The sequence below is a fragment of the Micromonospora sp. NPDC048986 genome (assembly GCF_040649335.1).
Lineage (GTDB): Bacteria > Actinomycetota > Actinomycetes > Mycobacteriales > Micromonosporaceae > Micromonospora > Micromonospora alfalfae.
In genome coordinates this window covers 228,947-244,395 of sequence record NZ_JBEZFJ010000006.1, presented here as the reverse complement: position 1 = coordinate 244,395, position 15,449 = coordinate 228,947, and the positions used below count along the sequence as shown (strand labels likewise).

Sequence of the window (15,449 nt, the reverse complement as noted above, 5' to 3'; positions counted from 1 at the left end):
GAGTGGGGACCAATGGTGAGGCCGGGAGGGCTCACCGGCCCGGGGGGTCAGCGGCGCCGCGAACGCCGCTCAGGGGCGAGGGGGTTGGGCCGATGTTTCTCGGCACCCACACTCCGCGCCTGGACGAAAAGGGCCGGTTGATCCTTCCGGCCAAGTTCCGGGATGAGCTGGCGGGGGGTGTCGTGGTCACCAAAGGGCAGGAGCGCTGCCTCTACGTCTTCCCGACCCCTGAGTTCCAGCGGATCGCGGAGCAGTTGCGCGCACAGCCGATGACTCACAAGGCGGCCCGGGCCTACAGCCGGGTCTTCTTCGCCAGCGCGCACGACGAGGTTCCGGACAAGCAGGGTCGGGTGACGATCCCGGCCCACCTGCGGGCCTATGCCGCGCTGGACCGTGAGTTGGTGGTGATCGGCGCGAGCACGCGGGTGGAGATCTGGGACAAGGTCGCCTGGGAGACCTACCTCGCCGAGAGCGAAGACGACTTCGCCGACATCGAGGAGGGGGTGCTGCCCGGCGGTCTGTAGGGCGGTAACGGCGCCCGACGTACTGCGAGATCTCCAGCCGCTTTCGAGTTCCTGGCATCACTTCCCCGGTGCCAGGCGCACGATCCAGTCATTGGGCGACGGTCCGGTGTCAGGCGGGAGCGGATGGGGATCTGGCGGTACGACGGCAGCGCCGTCCGACGACAGGCGCACGAGAAGAACGGACGTTTCAACCAGTGGGGGTCATCATGGGGGAGTTGCGCGGCACGCACGTGCCGGTGCTGCTCGAGCGGTGTCTCGAGCTGCTGGCCCCCGCGCTGGGTCGAGGCGGCCGGACGGTCTACGTCGACGCGACGCTCGGTCTGGCCGGGCATGCGGAGGCGGTGCTCGAGGCGCATCCGGAGACGGTCCTGATCGGGCTCGACCGGGACACCGAGGCGCTCGCGCACGCGCGGGTCCGGCTGGCCCGGTTCGCCGATCGGGTGCACCTGGAGCACGCCGTCTACGACGAGTTGCCGGACGTGCTCGACCGGCTGGGCTATCCGGCCATCGACGGCATCCTGTTCGACCTGGGCGTCTCGTCGTTGCAGTTGGACGCGCCCGACCGAGGGTTCGCGTACGCCCAGGACGCGCCGTTGGACATGCGGATGGACCAGACCCGGGGGGTGACCGCCGAAGAGGTGGTCAACACGTACGCGCATCCGGACCTGGCCCGGGTGTTGCGGGTCTACGGCGAGGAGAAGTTCGCCGGTCGGATCGCCTCGGCGATCATTCGGCAGCGGGAGCGGGCCCGGATCACCTCGTCCGCGCTGCTGGCGGAGCTGGTTCGGGACTCCATCCCGGCACCAGCCCGACGAACGGGTGGGCACCCGGCAAAGAGAACGTTTCAGGCTTTACGGATCGAGGTAAACAGAGAGCTGGCAGCGCTGGAGACAGCGTTGCCATCCGCACTCGACGCACTGACAGTGGGCGGTCGCATGGTGGTCCTGTCCTACCACTCGCTGGAGGACAGGCTCACCAAGGCGGCCCTCACGGACCGGGTCCGCAGTAAGGGCCCGATTGACCTCCCGGTCGAGCTTCCCGGGTCCGGTCCGACGTTCCGGCTGCTCAGCCGGGGCGCCGAACTGCCGGGGGAGGCGGAGGTCGCCGCGAACCCGCGGGCCGCCTCGGTGCGGCTGCGGGCCGCGGAGCGACTCGACCCGGACGCGACAGAGCACTGGCGGACCGACCGCGAACGGTCTCGCCGACGGGTGAAGGGAATGCACCAACCGGGCACGGGGTCCGCCTGATCCGTGGGGGGTCAGGGGCACCGGGACGGCTAGAGGGACGGACGTTGAGGGGGAGGGACATGAGCATTGACAAGCGCGACCGCCGGGACGTCACCGGCGGCGGGCAGCGCGCACCGCGGTCGGGGGGCCGGATCGCGGCGGAGCGGGCTCCGCGCCTCGGAAACGGTACGCCACGCATCGATCGAACGAATCGGCAGGGGGAGACTCGCGCCCGGGGGGCGCGCGAGTTCCCGACTCAGGGCAGCGCCGCGCTGCGACCGGTCGAGAAGGCCGCCAGCGCCGCCAGCGCCCGGCCGCCGCGGCTGCGGGTGGCGCCGCCGCCGCCGATCTCGGTGCCGCGTGCGCCGTTCGCGGCGCTGATCGTGGTGCTGGTGGTCGGCGGGGTGCTCGGCATCCTGGCGGTCAACACCAAGATCAATGAGAACGCGTTCCGGCTTGAGCGGTTGCAGCAGCAGCAGGCTCGACTGGACCTGGAGAAGCAGCAACTGGACAAGCAGATCGCCGAGTCCAAGGCGCCGGGCAACCTGACCGCCGAGGCGCGGCGGCTGGGCCTGGTCGACGCGGGCGAGCCCGGCTACATCCGGCTGCCGGACGGCAAGACCATCGGCGTGCCCCAGCCGGCGACCGGCGAGCCGTCGGTGACCAGCCAGGGTGCGGGAGGCTGACCGGTGCCACCAAGGTCGGACGAGCCGTGCCGGGACCCTACGGGGTCCCGGCGCGGTTCTGCACGTGACCCTCGGCCCGCCGACGGCGAGCCGCGCACCGGCGAGCCAGGCATCGGGGGTATCTCCGGCGCCCGGGCGTACACCCCGAGGGGTCGGACGGTCCGCGAGGAACGCGCCACGCCGGCACGCGGGCAGGGTGCGGAGCAGCGGCGTACACCGCGAAGCAGCACCCGCTCCGGTGACCCTTTCCGGCCGGCGTTGCAGGTGCTCGACGGGGGCCGGGCCGCCGCCCGGGCCGGCCGGCGCGACGCTCCGGCCGCCGGACGCGGTCAGGTGGTGCGCACCGTCGCGTCGGGTACCCCCAGGGGCCTGGCCGGCGACGAGCCGCCGCCGCGTCGCCGGACCACGCCCCGCGCGCCGCGGCGCACCGACCGACCGGTGGCCCGGCGGCCGATCCGCAAGCCACGCCGCCCCCCGAAGCTTGCCGACTCGCGGCTGCGGCTGCGGCTGGGCACCGTGCTCGCGCTGGCCCTGTTCGCTGTCATCGGGATCCGGCTGATCTTCCTTCAGGCGGTCGACGCTCCGGCGTACGCCGGGGGCGGCACCGCCGACCGTCTCCGCACCGTCGAGCTGCCGGCGCCACGGGGTGCCATCTACGACAGCACCGGCGCGCCGCTGGCCCGCAGTGTCGAGGCCCGGTACGTGTTCGCCGATCCGACCAAGGTGGAGGACCCACCCGGCGTCGCCAAGGCGCTCTCCCCGCTGCTCGGCATCCCGGTGTCGAAGCTCATGGAGTTGATGAGGCCCCGCAAGCTGGAGAACGGCAAGGACTCCACGTTCGCCTACCTCGCCCGCGGTGTGGAGATCCCGACCGCCAAGCGGGTGCAGGCGCTGGAACTGCCCGGCGTCGGCGTGCACCGCGACGAGCGCCGCGAGGTGCCCGGCGGTGACCTGGCGGCCAACCTGCTCGGCTTCACCAGCCAGGACATGGACGGGCTGGAAGGGCTGGAGGCCCGCTACGACGACGTGCTCGCCGGTCAGGACGGCAAGCGGGTGTACGAGGCCGGCCTCGGCGACCTCGACGCGCCGATCCCGGGCGGCTACAGCCGGACCACTGTCGCCAAGCCGGGCAGCTCACTCGCCCTCACCATCAACGGCGACCTGCAGTTCCGGACGCAGCAGATCCTCAGCGCCGGAATGGCCCAGGCGCCGGGTGGCACCGGCGCGGCCGTGATCATCGAGATTCCCTCCGGCGCGGTGCTGGCCCAGGCCAGCAACCCCACCTACAACGCGGCGAGGCCGACGCCCAGCGACCCGGTCGCCCGGGAGGACGCCGCGACCAGCTTCGTGGTCGACCCGGGCTCGGTGCACAAGGCCATCACCTACGGCGCGGCGTTGCAGGAGGGGGTGATCACCCCGGACACCACCTTGCCGATCGCCAACAGCATCAAGAAGGGCGACACCTGGTTCTCCGACACGCACCCCGCCGACGGCAAACGGATGAGCGTGCCGGGGATGCTCGCCTTCTCGTCGAACGTCGGCACGATCACGATCGCCGACAAACTCGGTCCGGACCGGCTGATCGACTACCAGAAGCGATTCGGGCTGGGCAAGCCCACCGGCGAGGGGATGCCCGGGGAGGCCAGCGGGCGACTGCTGCCGGCCGACGAGTGGAGCGAGTCGTCGCAGGGGTCGGTACCGATCGGGCACAGCGTCGACGCCACCCCGTTGCAGATGGCCGCCGCGTACGCCGCCATCGCCAACAACGGCACGTACGTGCAGCCGCACCTGGTCAAGGAGGTGATCGGGCCGGACGGCAAGCGCACCCCCGCGGCGGCCCCGGTGACCCGGTCGGTGCTCAGCCCGCAGAACGCCGCGGCCCTGCGCACCATGCTGGAGGCGGTCACCACCGTCGACCACGCCACCGGCCTGACCGCCGCGGTCCCCGGGTACCGGGTCGCCGGCAAGACCGGCACCGGGTGGCGGCTGGTGAACGGCAAGAAGCAGCCCGGCGAGGTGTCCTCGTTCATCGGGATGGCCCCCGCCGAGAACCCCCGCTACGTGATCGCCGTCTTCGTCTACGCGCCCAACGGCGGAGGCGCGGCGATCGCCAATCCGGCGTTCCGGGACATGATGCAGTTCACTCTGCGTCACTACCGGGTGCCGCCCTCCACCGGCGGATCCGCGCCCAAGTTCGTGGTCTATCCGCGCTGAGCAGCAATGGCGGGACATCATCGGTGAGTGCCGACGAACCACCGGGGCGGCTGTGCGGCCGGAACCGGACGACCGGGTAGGGTCTGACGCCGTGCCCGGCAATCCACGTCCACGTACCGTGACCGGAGCCCGGCTCGGTGATCTCGCCGTCCGGCTCGCCGTCGACCTTCCGGCGGACGCCGCCGCGGTGGTCGTCTCCGGGGTCACCCATGCCAGCCAGGAGGTTCGCCCCGGCGACCTGTACGCGGCGCTGCCCGGGGCCCGTCGGCACGGCGCGGAGTTCGCCGCCGGGGCCGTCGAGGCGGGTGCCGTGGCGCTGTTGACCGACAGGGCCGGTGCGGAGTTGGCGGCGGGAACCGGTCTGCCCGTCCTGGTGGTGCCCGACCCGCGCGCCGTGCTCGGCGAGCTGGCCTCGGCCGTGTACGGCGATCCGACAGCCGATCTCACAGTGATCGGAGTGACCGGCACCGCGGGTAAGACGTCCACCGCGTACCTGATCGAGTCCGGGCTGCGGGCCGCCGGGCACACCACCGGGCTGGTCGGGACGGTGGAGACCCGGCTCGGTGATCTGGTGATCGACAGTGTCCGCACCACCCCCGAGGCGACCGACCTGCACGCCATGTTGGCCACCGCCCGCGAGCGTGGGGTCACCGCAGTGGTCATGGAGGTCTCCAGCCACGCGCTGGCCATGGGCCGGGTGGGCGGTGTGCGGTTCACCGTCGGTGGTTACACCAACTTCGGCTCCGACCACCTCGACTTCCACGCCGACAGCGACGACTACTTCGCCGCGAAGGCCCAGCTCTTCGACGGGCGCTGCGCGGTCGAGGTGCTCAACCACGACGACCCCGCGTTGACGCCGCTGCTCAAACCGACCACTGTCACCTACTCGGCGGCCGGTGAGCAGGGCGCGACCTGGTGGGCCGACGGTGTGGGCGGCGAGGGGTACGCGCAGCGGTTCACCGCGCACGGCCCGAACGGCGTGACGGTGCCCGCCGGTGTCGCACTGCCCGGCCGGCACAACGTGGCCAACGCGCTGCTGGCCATCGCCGCACTGGTCGGTGCCGGGGTGGACCCGGTGACCGCGGCGGCCGGTGTGGCTGCCTGCGGGGGCGTCCCGGGCCGGCTGGAACTGGTCGACGTGGCCGCGCCGGTGCGCGGGGTGGTCGACTACGCCCACAAGTCGGACGCGATAGTGGCCGCGCTCGCCGCGCTGCGCGAGTTGAGCGCCGGCCGACTGATCTGTGTGATCGGCGCCGGTGGGGACCGGGACCGGGGCAAGCGGCCGGTGATGGGCGCCGCAGCGGCGGAGGGAGCCGACGTGGTGCTGGTGACCGACGACAACCCGCGCACCGAGGAGCCGGGGGAGATCCGCGCCGAGGTGCTGGCCGGGGCGTACCGGGCCGGCACGGCCGCTCGGATCATCGAGGTGGCGGGCCGCCGCGCCGCGATCGACGAGGCGGTGCGGCTGGCCGAGCCGGGCGACGTTGTCGCGCTGCTCGGCAAGGGCCACGAGCGCGGCCAGGAGGTGGCGGGTCAGGTGCTTCCGTTCGACGACAGCATCGAGTTGGCCGAGGCGTTGCGGGCCCGCTTCGGGGACCTGGCGGGTCAGCGGTGATCACGCTGAGCCTGGCCGAGGTTGCCGCGGCGGTCGACGGGCGGCTGGTGGCCGCCGACCCGGGGGCCACCGTCACCGGGTCGGTGGAGTTCGACTCGCGCAAGGTGGGTCCCGGTTCGCTCTTCGTGGCCTTCCCGGGTGAGAAGGTCGACGGGCACGACTACGCGGCGACGGCGATCCAGGCCGGCGCGGTGGCGGTGCTCGGCAGCCGAGAGGTGCCCGGGGTGCCGATGGTGCTGGTCGACGACGCCCTGACCGCGATGGGCCGACTGGCCCGCGCGGCGGTGGACCGGCTGACCGGGCTGACCGTGATCGGTGTGACCGGCTCGTCCGGCAAGACCACCACGAAGGACCTGATCGGTCAGCTCACCGCCCGGCTCGGGGCCACTGTGGCACCACCCGGCTCGTTCAACAACGAGCTGGGGCACCCGTACACCGCCCTGCGGGCTGACTCGGACACCCGCTACCTGGTGATGGAGAAGGGTGCGCGCGGGGTCGGGCACGTGCGGTACCTGTGCGAGCTGGTGCCGCCCCGGATCTCCGTGGTGCTCAACGTCGGCACGTCGCACATCGGCGAGTTCGGCTCGCAGGACGCCATCGCCCTGGCCAAGGGCGAGCTGGTCGAGGCGCTGCCGCCGGACGGGCTGGCCGTGCTGAACGCCGACGACCCGCGGGTGGACGCGATGGCGGGCCGCACGCAGGCCCGGGTGGTCCGCTACGGCGAGGCGCCCGACGCCGACGTGCGCGCCGAGGACGTCACGCTCGACGAGCGGGGTCACCCGTCGTACACACTGGTCACCCCGGAGGGTCGTGCGCCGGTGCGGCTCCGGCTGGCCGGCCGCCACCAGGTCGGCAACACGCTCGCGGCGGCGGCGGTCGCCCGGGAGCTGGGCATGCCGCTGGCCGAGCTGGCCACGGCCCTCGGCGAGCTGGGGCTGGTCTCGACCCGACGGATGGACGTCTTCGACCGCCCCGACGGGGTGACGGTGATCGACGACTCGTACAACGCCAACCCGGCCTCGATGGCGGTCGCGGTGCGGGCGCTCGCCAGCATGGGCCAGGGGCGGCGTACCGTCGCGGTGCTTGGTTACATGGCCGAGCTGGGCCCGTTCGAGTACGACGGCCACGCCGAGGTCGGCCAACTCGCGGCCGAGCTGGGTGTCGACCGGCTGCTCGTGGTGGGCGAGCCGGCCGCGCCGATCCACGAAGGCGCGACAGCTGTAGCAAACTGGGGAGGAGAGTCGGTGCTGCTCACCGATCAGGCGGCGGCCGTCGAGGTGCTGCGGAGCGAGCTACGACCGGGTGACGTCGTCCTGGTCAAGGGCTCCCGGTACCGGACCTGGGAGGTGGCCGACGCCCTGCGCGCCGACGCCGGTGGGGAGTCGACCCGATGAGGGCGGTCATCGTCGCCATCGGGGTGGCGTTCCTCGTCTCGCTCTTCTGCACCCCGATCGCGATCAAGGTCTTCACCCGGCTCAAGGCCGGGCAGCCGATCCGGTCCGACGGCCCCGCCATGCACCAGGGCAAGAAGGGCACGCCCACCATGGGTGGCGTGGTCTTCATCCTGGCCACCGTGATCGCGTACGTGGCCGGGCACCTCGCCCTGACCACCCTGCCGGACCAGCAGATCGCCCAGGTGGAGCCGACCATCACCGCGCTGGTGCTGCTGGGCCTGATGGTCTTCTCCGGCGCGGTGGGTTTCCTCGACGACTTCCTCAAGGTGCGCAAGCGCAACAGCGCCGGGCTGAACAAGCGCGGCAAGTTGCTCGGGCAGATCCTGGTCGGTGCGGTCTTCGGGGTGATCGCGCTGTGGTTCCCGAGCACGATGACCAACGGTTCGGGCCTGGCGACCAACACCGAGACGGTGGGCAGCACCACGCTGAGCTTCATCCGGGACATCGACTTCCTGGAGGTCAGCAAGGTCGGCGCGGTGATCATCTTCATCTTCGTGGTGATGGCCGCGACGAACGGCGTCAACCTCACCGACGGCCTGGACGGTCTGGCCACCGGCGCGTCGGTGATGGTGCTCGCCGCGTACGCGCTGATCGCGTTCTGGCAGTACCGGCACTGGTGCGCCGACCCGAACTACACCCAGCCGTACTGCTACGAGGTCCGCGACCCGTTGGAGATCGCGCTGATCGCCGGGGCGGCGGCCGGCGCCTGTGTGGGCTTCCTCTGGTGGAACACGTCTCCGGCGCGGATCTTCATGGGCGACACCGGTGCGTTGGGGCTGGGCGGTCTGATCGCCGGCATGGCGATGTCCACCCGCACCATCCTGCTGCTGCCGATCATCGGCGGGCTCTTCGTGATCATCACGATGTCCGTGGTGATTCAGATCATCTCGTTCAAGACCACCGGTAAACGGGTGTTCCGGATGTCTCCGCTCCAGCACCACTTCGAGTTGGCGGGCTGGAGCGAGGTCAACATCGTGGTGCGATTCTGGATCATCGCCGGCATCGGCGTGGCCATCGCCCTGGGCCTGTTCTACAGCGAGTTCCTCGCCAACATGACCTGATCCCCGCGCCCGCGCCCCCGCTTCCGCCGTCGATCTTGCACTTTCGGTTGGCGCAACGTCCACTTGTGGGCGTTTGGTCGCCACCCAAAGTGCAAGATCGACGCGTGCCGGCGGCGGGGGTGGGGAGGGTTCGACACGCCCGGTGGGGCGTTGTGGGGCGGTGGGGCGTGTTCAGCGGTGATGATGTCGGGGTGGGGGAGGAAATCGGCACCGAGGATGGGACTGTCGGACGGCCGCGACGGTCGCCGAGCGCGACGCGTACGCCGTCGGCCGGCGGGGCGCGCGGCCCGGAGCCCGGCGCGGGGGCCCGCGAACCCGGGCCGCCGGCGCGGGAGGCCGGGCCGGCGGGACGCGAGCCGGAGGCGGTGGCGACTGCACCGTTGCGCGGTATCGACGCGGCCGGCGGGCTCGCCGCGCTGCGCGGCCTGCTGGACCGGCCGCTGACCTCCTACTACCTGCTGCTGTCCTGTTCCGGCCTGCTGCTGTTGATCGGGCTGACAATGGTCTTCTCGGCCACCAGCGTGAAGGACTACGCCGAAGACGGCAACGCCTCGGCCTCGGTGACCAAGCAGGCCATCTTCGCGGTGATCGGCATCGGCGCGTTCTGGGTCTGCCAGCGCCTGCCGGCCAGCACCTACCGGTCGCTGGGCCGCCCGCTGCTGTTCACCTCGGTCGTCCTGCTGGTGGTGCTCAACCTGCTGGTCGCCTACGCCCGACTGACGAACCAGAAATCAGGGCAGATCGGCCCGATCGAGGCGCGGCTGAACTGGCTCTTCGTCGGCGGGATCCAGCTTCAGCCATCCGAGCTGGCCAAGTTCGCGATGGTGCTCTGGGGTGCGCACATCGTCGCCCGCAAGGGCGCCGCGCTCGGGTGGTGGCGCGAACTGGCCACCCCGCTCTTCCCGGTGGTCGGCCTGCTCTTCGTCCTGGTCGGCTACAACGACACCGGCACGATGCTCTGCCTGCTGGCCCTGATCGTGGGCCTGCTCTGGGCCGCCGGGGTGCGGATAAGGGTCTTCGGCGCCCTGGCGGCGGCCGGGCTGGTCGGGATCGGCCTGCTGGTAGCGGTGGCCTCGCTGGGCGCCGGCTCCGGCGAGCGCGGCGAGGACAACTACCGCTTCGCCCGGCTGGACATGTTCTTCAATCCACCGGACCCGGAGACCTGCAAACTCGACGGCTGCCTGCAGTTCTACCAGGGGCGGCTGGCCATCGAGCACGGCGGCTGGTTCGGTGTCGGGCTGGGCAAGGGCAGCCTGAAGTGGGACTGGCTCCCCGAGGCGCACAACGACTTCATCTTCGCGATCATCGCCGAGGAGCTGGGCGTGATCGGCTGCGTCGTGGTGCTCAGCCTCTTCGCGGTCCTCGCGTACACCGGTTTCCGGATCGCCCGGCGGGTCGACGACCCGTTCCGTCGGCTCGCCGCCACCGCCGTCACCACCTGGCTGGTCAGCCAGGCCGTGATCAACATCGGTGGGGTGGTGGGGCTGCTGCCGATCACCGGTCTGCCGTTGCCGTTCATCTCCGACGGCGGAAGTGCCCTGGTGGTGACGTTGGCCGGCATCGGCATGCTGGCGTCCTTCGCCCGCGCCGAACCCGATGCGGCCAGAGCACTGCATGCCCGTCCGCCGGCCCGGTGGGTCCGACTACTCTGGGCCCCGTTGCCGCCGCTTCCCGGCCGGCGTCGCCGACCGGCGACGCCGCCCGCTGGCCGAGGGTCCGTACCCCGGTCCCGCGAGCGGCGCCATGACGATCAGGCCGCGCCGCGCGGTGTCCGACAGGACCGGAGCCGCGGTGGTACGGCGAGCGAGAGGAGACGCTGATGGGTCCGCTGCGTTCGGTGGTGCTCGCGGGAGGTGGCACCGGGGGGCACGTCTACCCGCTGCTCGCCTTCGCCGACTGCCTGCGCCGACACGACCCGGGCGTCCGGATCACCTGCCTCGGCACACCACGGGGCATGGAGAACGACCTGATCCCGCCGCAGGGCTACGACCTGCGGCAGATCCCGGCGTACCAGCTGCCCCGGTCGGTCAACATGAACCTGGTCCGCACCCCGGGCCGGATGTGGACCGCGGCGCGCGCCGCGGGCAAGGTGATCGACGAGGTGCGCGCCGACGTGGTCGTCGGCTTCGGCGGGTACGTCTCGGTGCCGGCCTACCTGGCCGCGTGGCGCCGCGAACTGCCCATGGTGATCCACGAGGTGAACGTGCCACCGGGCGTGGCCAACAAGCTGGGCATGAAGTTCACCAAGAACGTTGCCGTCGGCTTCCCGAACCAGCCGAGCCAGGCCGAGTCGCTGCGGGACGCCACAGTCGTCGGTGTGCCGCTGCGCCGCAGCATCGCCGGTCTGGACCGGTACGCGCTGCGTAACGCCGCCCGCGCCCACTTCGGGCTCCGCCCGGACCTGCCGGTGCTCTTCGTGTCCGGCGGCTCGTCCGGCGCCCGCTCGATCAACCTGGCGGTCTCCGGGGCGGCGAAGGAGTTGGCCCGCAACGGCGTGCAGGTGCTGCACGTGATGGGCGCCCGCAACGAGCCGGTGCCGATCCCCACCGACCTGCCGGTGCCGTACGTGACGCTGCCGTACCTGTCCGAGATGGAGCTGGGCTACGCCGCCGCCGACCTGATGCTGGCCCGGGGCGGGGCGATGACCGTCGCCGAGGTGGCCGCGATCGGGTTGCCCACCATCTACGTCCCGTACCCGCACAGCAACCAGGAGCAGCGGCGCAACGCGCTGCCCGTGGTGGAGGCCGGCGGTGGGCTGCTGGTCGACGACGCGGAGCTCACCCCGGACTGGCTGGAGCGCACTGTCATCCCCCTCATCCGTGACCCACAGCGGCTCTACAACATGGGTGCCGCCGCCGGGTCGTACGGCCGGCGCGACGGCGACGAGGCGCTGCGTTCCTTCGTGCTGGCGGCGGTGGCCCGATGACGGCGCAGTTCACCCCGGCCGGCACGCTCACCGCCGAGGACCTGGGCGCCGTCCACCTGATCGGGGTGGGTGGGGTGGGCATGCTCGGCGTGGCCCGGCTGCTGCTCACCCGCGGTATCCGGGTCTCCGGCAGCGACCTGCGGGAGTGGCCCTCGCTGGCCGGCCTGCGGGCGCTCGGCGGCACCATCCACCTCAGCCACGAGGTGAGCAACCTCGACGGCGTGGACACCGTCGTCTACTCGTCGGCCATTCCCCAGGACCACCTGGAGTTGGTCGAGGCGCGTCGGCGCGGGCTGCGGGTATTGCACCGCTCGGAGGCTCTCGCCGCGGCGATGACCGGCCGTCGGGCGGTGGCAGTCGCCGGCACGCACGGCAAGACGACCACCACCTCGATGGTGACGATGGTGCTCCAGCAGGCCGGAGTGGACCCGTCCTTCGTGATCGGTGGAGAGATCTCCGAGGTCGGTTCGGGCGCCCACCACGGCACCGGCGAGCACTTCGTGGTCGAGGCGGACGAGAGCGACCGCTCGTTCCTCATCTACCGCCCGTACGTCTCGATCATCACGAACGTCGAGGCGGACCACCTGAACACCTACGGCGACTACGCGACGCTGGAGGCGGCGTTCGTGGAGTTCGCCCGCCTCACCGACCCGGACGGGTTCATCATCACCTGCGCGGACGACCCGGGTGGCCGGCGGTTGGCCGAGAGCCTGCGGGCCGAGGGGCGACGGGTCTTCACCTACGGCGAGGCCGCCGACGCCGACCTGCGGTTGACCGAGATGGTCTCCTCCGCGCGGGGGGTGCGCTACCTGGCCGCGATCGACGGCCGGTCGCTGGGCGAGTTCCGGCTGCCGGTGCCGGGGCGGCACATGGGGCTGAACAGCGCCGCCGCGGTGCTCGCCGCGTACCTGCTGGAACTGCCGCTGGAGGCGGCGGAGGCCGCGCTGGCGGTCTTTCCCGGGGTGCGACGGCGCTTCGAGCGCAAGGGCGTCGCGGACGGTGTGCTGATCTACGACGAGTACGCCTACCACCCGACCTCGATGACACTGGCCATGCAGACGTTGCGCGAGGTCGCCGGGGACGGCCGGCTGATCGTCGTCTTCCAGCCGTACCGGCTGTACCGCACCCGCGACAACCAGGCGGAGATCGCCGAGGCGCTGGCCATCGCCGACGAGGTGGTGCTCCTGGAGGTCTTCGGGCCCGGTGAGTTGCGTCAGCCCGGCGAGGGCTCGGCGGCGTTGATCGCGGCTGTGGATCTGCCCGCCGACCGCAAGGTGTTCGTGGAGTCGTGGGAGCAGGCCCCGGTCGAGGTGGCCCGTCGCGCCCGCTCCGGGGACGTGGTGGTCACCATGGGCGCCCCGCCGATCTCGCTGATGGGCGACGAGCTGCTGGCCGCCCTGGGTGAGCGTACGGCCGGTTCGGCACCGACCGCGACCGTCGACCCGGTGGCCACCACCCCGGCGATCGGTGATCCGGTGCCGGGTGGGACGACGTCCGGCGGCGACGGCGCGGCTCTCGGTGGCACCGCCGTGCCCGGCGGCTCGGCGCCCACGGCCGGATGAGTCCCGGCCCGGCCCGAGGGCGCACCAGCGCCGCCGACGGCGGCGCCCCGCGCCGCGGTCCGGCCCGGCGGTGGCAGTTGGTCCGGGCGGGCCGCGACGCGGTACCGCCCTCGACCCGCCGGTTCATGGCCCGTGCCCGGCAGCGTCGCATGCGTGCGGCGCTGCCGTGGGCGGTGACCGCCGGGGTGTTCGCTCTCGCCGGGCTGCTCGCCTGGACGGTGCTCGGTACCGGGCTGTTCGGTGTGCGGGAGGTGCGCGTGGAGGGCGCCGACCTGGTCACTCCGGTGCAGGTGCACGACGCGGTCGGGGTGCCGGACGGCGTGCCGCTGGCCCGGGTGGACCTGACCGCCGCCGCCCGTCGGGTCGGCGCGCTGCCGGCGGTGGAGCGGGCCACTGTCTCCCGGGACTGGCCCGGCGCGCTGGTGGTGCGGGTGACCGAGCGGACCGCGGTGGCGGTGGTGCCGCAGGGCGAGGCGTTCGCCCTGATCGACCGGAGCGGCGTGGCGTTCCGGACCGTGGAGCGACGCCCCGCCGACCTGCCACAGGTGACGGTGGCCCGGCCGGCCGCCGACGACCCGGGCACCCGGGCCGGGCTGGAGGTGCTCGTCGCGCTGACGCCGCAGCTGCGCGCGGAGCTGGTGGACGTGAACGTGGCGGGGCTGGCCCGGATCAGCCTGCGGTTGCGCGGCGAGCGGACGGTGGTCTGGGGCGACGCGACCCGGGGTACGGACAAGGCTCGGGTGGCCACCGCGCTGCTCGACGAGGACACCGACCGGATCGACGTGAGCGCACCGGATGTGGTGACCTTTCGTTGACCGGTGAGCGTGCGCGGACGTGACCCGTGGCGCTCCGCGCGGCGACACGCCGCCCGGGTCCTTGGCTCATAGCGCGGTGGCGCTTACGTTGCCTCGAAGAGCTTCAGTGGTTGACATAACTGTAAGCCTCTAGTAGAGGGTTAGGGTTTACCCCTGATCCTCGTTGGTGACAGCTGTCGTCGGCCGCTGGTCTGGCCACGCCGTAACCGGTCGGCCGAAGCCAATCTCGAAGGAAAGGACCGGAGATGACACCTCCGCACAACTACCTGGCGGTCATCAAGGTCGTCGGCATCGGGGGTGGCGGCGTCAACGCCGTCAACCGGATGATCGAGGTTGGGCTCAAGGGCGTCGAGTTCATCGCGATCAACACCGATGCGCAGGCGCTGCTGATGAGCGACGCCGACGTCAAGCTCGACGTCGGTCGGGAGCTGACCCGTGGCCTGGGGGCCGGGGCCAACCCGGACGTCGGGAAGAACGCCGCCGAGGACCACCGCGACGAGATCGAGGAGGTGCTCAAGGGCGCCGACATGGTCTTCGTGACCTGCGGAGAGGGCGGCGGCACCGGCACCGGCGGCGCGCCGGTGGTGGCCAACATCGCCCGCAAGCTCGGCGCGCTGACCATCGGCGTGGTGACCCGGCCGTTCTCCTTCGAGGGCAAGCGCCGCCAGGTGCAGGCCGAGACGGGGATAGACGAGCTTCGCAACCAGTGCGACACGCTGATCGTCATCCCGAACGACAGGCTGCTGGCCCTGGGTGACCGCAACATCAGCATGATGGACGCGTTCCGCACGGCCGACCAGGTGCTGCTCTCGGGTGTGCAGGGCATCACCGACCTGATCACCACCCCGGGTCTGATCAACCTGGACTTCGCCGACGTCAAGAGCGTGATGAGCGGCGCCGGCAGCGCGTTGATGGGCATCGGCAGCGCCCGCGGCGAGAACCGCGCGGTCGAGGCGGCCGAGGCGGCCATCTCCAGCCCGCTGCTGGAGCAGAGCATGGACGGCGCGCGGGGGGTGCTGCTCTCCATCGCCGGCGGCTCCGACCTGGGCCTGTTCGAGATCAATGACGCCGCCCAGCTGGTCACCGACGCGGCCCACCCGGACGCCAACATCATCTTCGGCGCGGTCATCGACGACGCGCTCGGTGACGAGGTGCGGGTGACTGTCATCGCGGCGGGCTTCGACGGTGGCACGCCCGCGTACAAGGCGGCCGAGCCGACCCGCAAGACCAACACCAACCAGCCGGCACCGCAGAGCACCCCGGCGCCGACGCCGGCCGCCAACCCGGCTCCGGCCCAGTCGCCGCGTCGCGTGCTCTTCGACGACGTGGACGTTCCCGACTTCCTCAAGAACGGGTCCTGAGCACC

Annotated in this window: 11 protein-coding genes and 1 pseudogene; all 12 read left to right on the top strand. The window is 72.0% G+C overall.

Annotated features, from left to right (window positions below):
• Window positions 1-92 precede the first annotated feature (92 nt).
• The 12 genes and pseudogenes from mraZ to ftsZ all read left to right on the top strand — a co-directional run bounded on the left by mraZ (window position 93) and on the right by ftsZ (window position 15,444).
• Window positions 93-524, top strand: coding sequence for a division/cell wall cluster transcriptional repressor MraZ (gene mraZ / locus AB0B94_RS15140; protein WP_030488958.1), 432 nt, complete (start codon window positions 93-95; stop codon window positions 522-524).
• Between the two features lie 206 nt (window positions 525-730).
• Window positions 731-1,841: pseudogene (gene rsmH / locus AB0B94_RS15135) on the top strand (16S rRNA (cytosine(1402)-N(4))-methyltransferase RsmH).
• The gene (locus tag AB0B94_RS15130) at window positions 1,831-2,436 is read left to right on the top strand and encodes a hypothetical protein (RefSeq protein WP_357278047.1); all 606 of its coding nucleotides are present in this window, start codon (window positions 1,831-1,833) and stop codon (window positions 2,434-2,436) included. The pseudogene rsmH and the gene AB0B94_RS15130 overlap by 11 nt, the downstream one beginning before the upstream one ends.
• Before the next feature lie 3 nt (window positions 2,437-2,439).
• Window positions 2,440-4,650 carry a penicillin-binding protein 2 gene (locus AB0B94_RS15125; protein WP_357278042.1) on the top strand — a complete coding sequence of 737 codons (2,211 nt, stop codon included), beginning with the start codon at window positions 2,440-2,442 and terminating at the stop codon, window positions 4,648-4,650.
• Window positions 4,651-4,702: 52 nt separating this feature from the next.
• Entirely contained in the window at window positions 4,703-6,265 is a 1,563-nt protein-coding gene (locus AB0B94_RS15120; RefSeq protein ID WP_357278035.1) for a UDP-N-acetylmuramoyl-L-alanyl-D-glutamate--2,6-diaminopimelate ligase, read from the top strand.
• Window positions 6,262-7,659, top strand: coding sequence for a UDP-N-acetylmuramoyl-tripeptide--D-alanyl-D-alanine ligase (gene murF / locus AB0B94_RS15115; RefSeq protein WP_357278031.1), 1,398 nt, complete (start codon window positions 6,262-6,264; stop codon window positions 7,657-7,659). The genes AB0B94_RS15120 and murF overlap by 4 nt, the downstream gene beginning before the upstream one ends.
• A complete protein-coding gene (mraY, locus tag AB0B94_RS15110; RefSeq protein WP_030334519.1) occupies window positions 7,656-8,780 on the top strand; it encodes a phospho-N-acetylmuramoyl-pentapeptide-transferase in 1,125 nt (374 codons plus the stop codon). The genes murF and mraY overlap by 4 nt, the downstream gene beginning before the upstream one ends.
• A 365-nt stretch (window positions 8,781-9,145) precedes the next feature.
• Window positions 9,146-10,600, top strand: coding sequence for a putative peptidoglycan glycosyltransferase FtsW (locus AB0B94_RS15105; RefSeq protein ID WP_357278470.1), 1,455 nt, complete (start codon window positions 9,146-9,148; stop codon window positions 10,598-10,600).
• Window positions 10,600-11,706, top strand: coding sequence for an undecaprenyldiphospho-muramoylpentapeptide beta-N-acetylglucosaminyltransferase (gene murG / locus AB0B94_RS15100; protein ID WP_328652834.1), 1,107 nt, complete (start codon window positions 10,600-10,602; stop codon window positions 11,704-11,706). Before AB0B94_RS15105 ends, murG begins: the two co-directional genes overlap by 1 nt.
• Window positions 11,703-13,268 (top strand): UDP-N-acetylmuramate--L-alanine ligase, encoded by a 1,566-nt coding sequence (murC, locus tag AB0B94_RS15095; RefSeq protein WP_357278018.1) that lies wholly within the window; start codon window positions 11,703-11,705, stop codon window positions 13,266-13,268. Before murG ends, murC begins: the two co-directional genes overlap by 4 nt.
• On the top strand, window positions 13,265-14,083 hold the full coding sequence (locus AB0B94_RS15090) for an FtsQ-type POTRA domain-containing protein (RefSeq protein ID WP_357278010.1): 819 nt from the start codon (window positions 13,265-13,267) through the stop codon (window positions 14,081-14,083). The genes murC and AB0B94_RS15090 overlap by 4 nt, the downstream gene beginning before the upstream one ends.
• A gap of 245 nt (window positions 14,084-14,328) precedes the next feature.
• A complete protein-coding gene (ftsZ, locus tag AB0B94_RS15085) occupies window positions 14,329-15,444 on the top strand; it encodes a cell division protein FtsZ (protein ID WP_357278005.1) in 1,116 nt (371 codons plus the stop codon).
• Window positions 15,445-15,449: the final 5 nt, after the last annotated feature.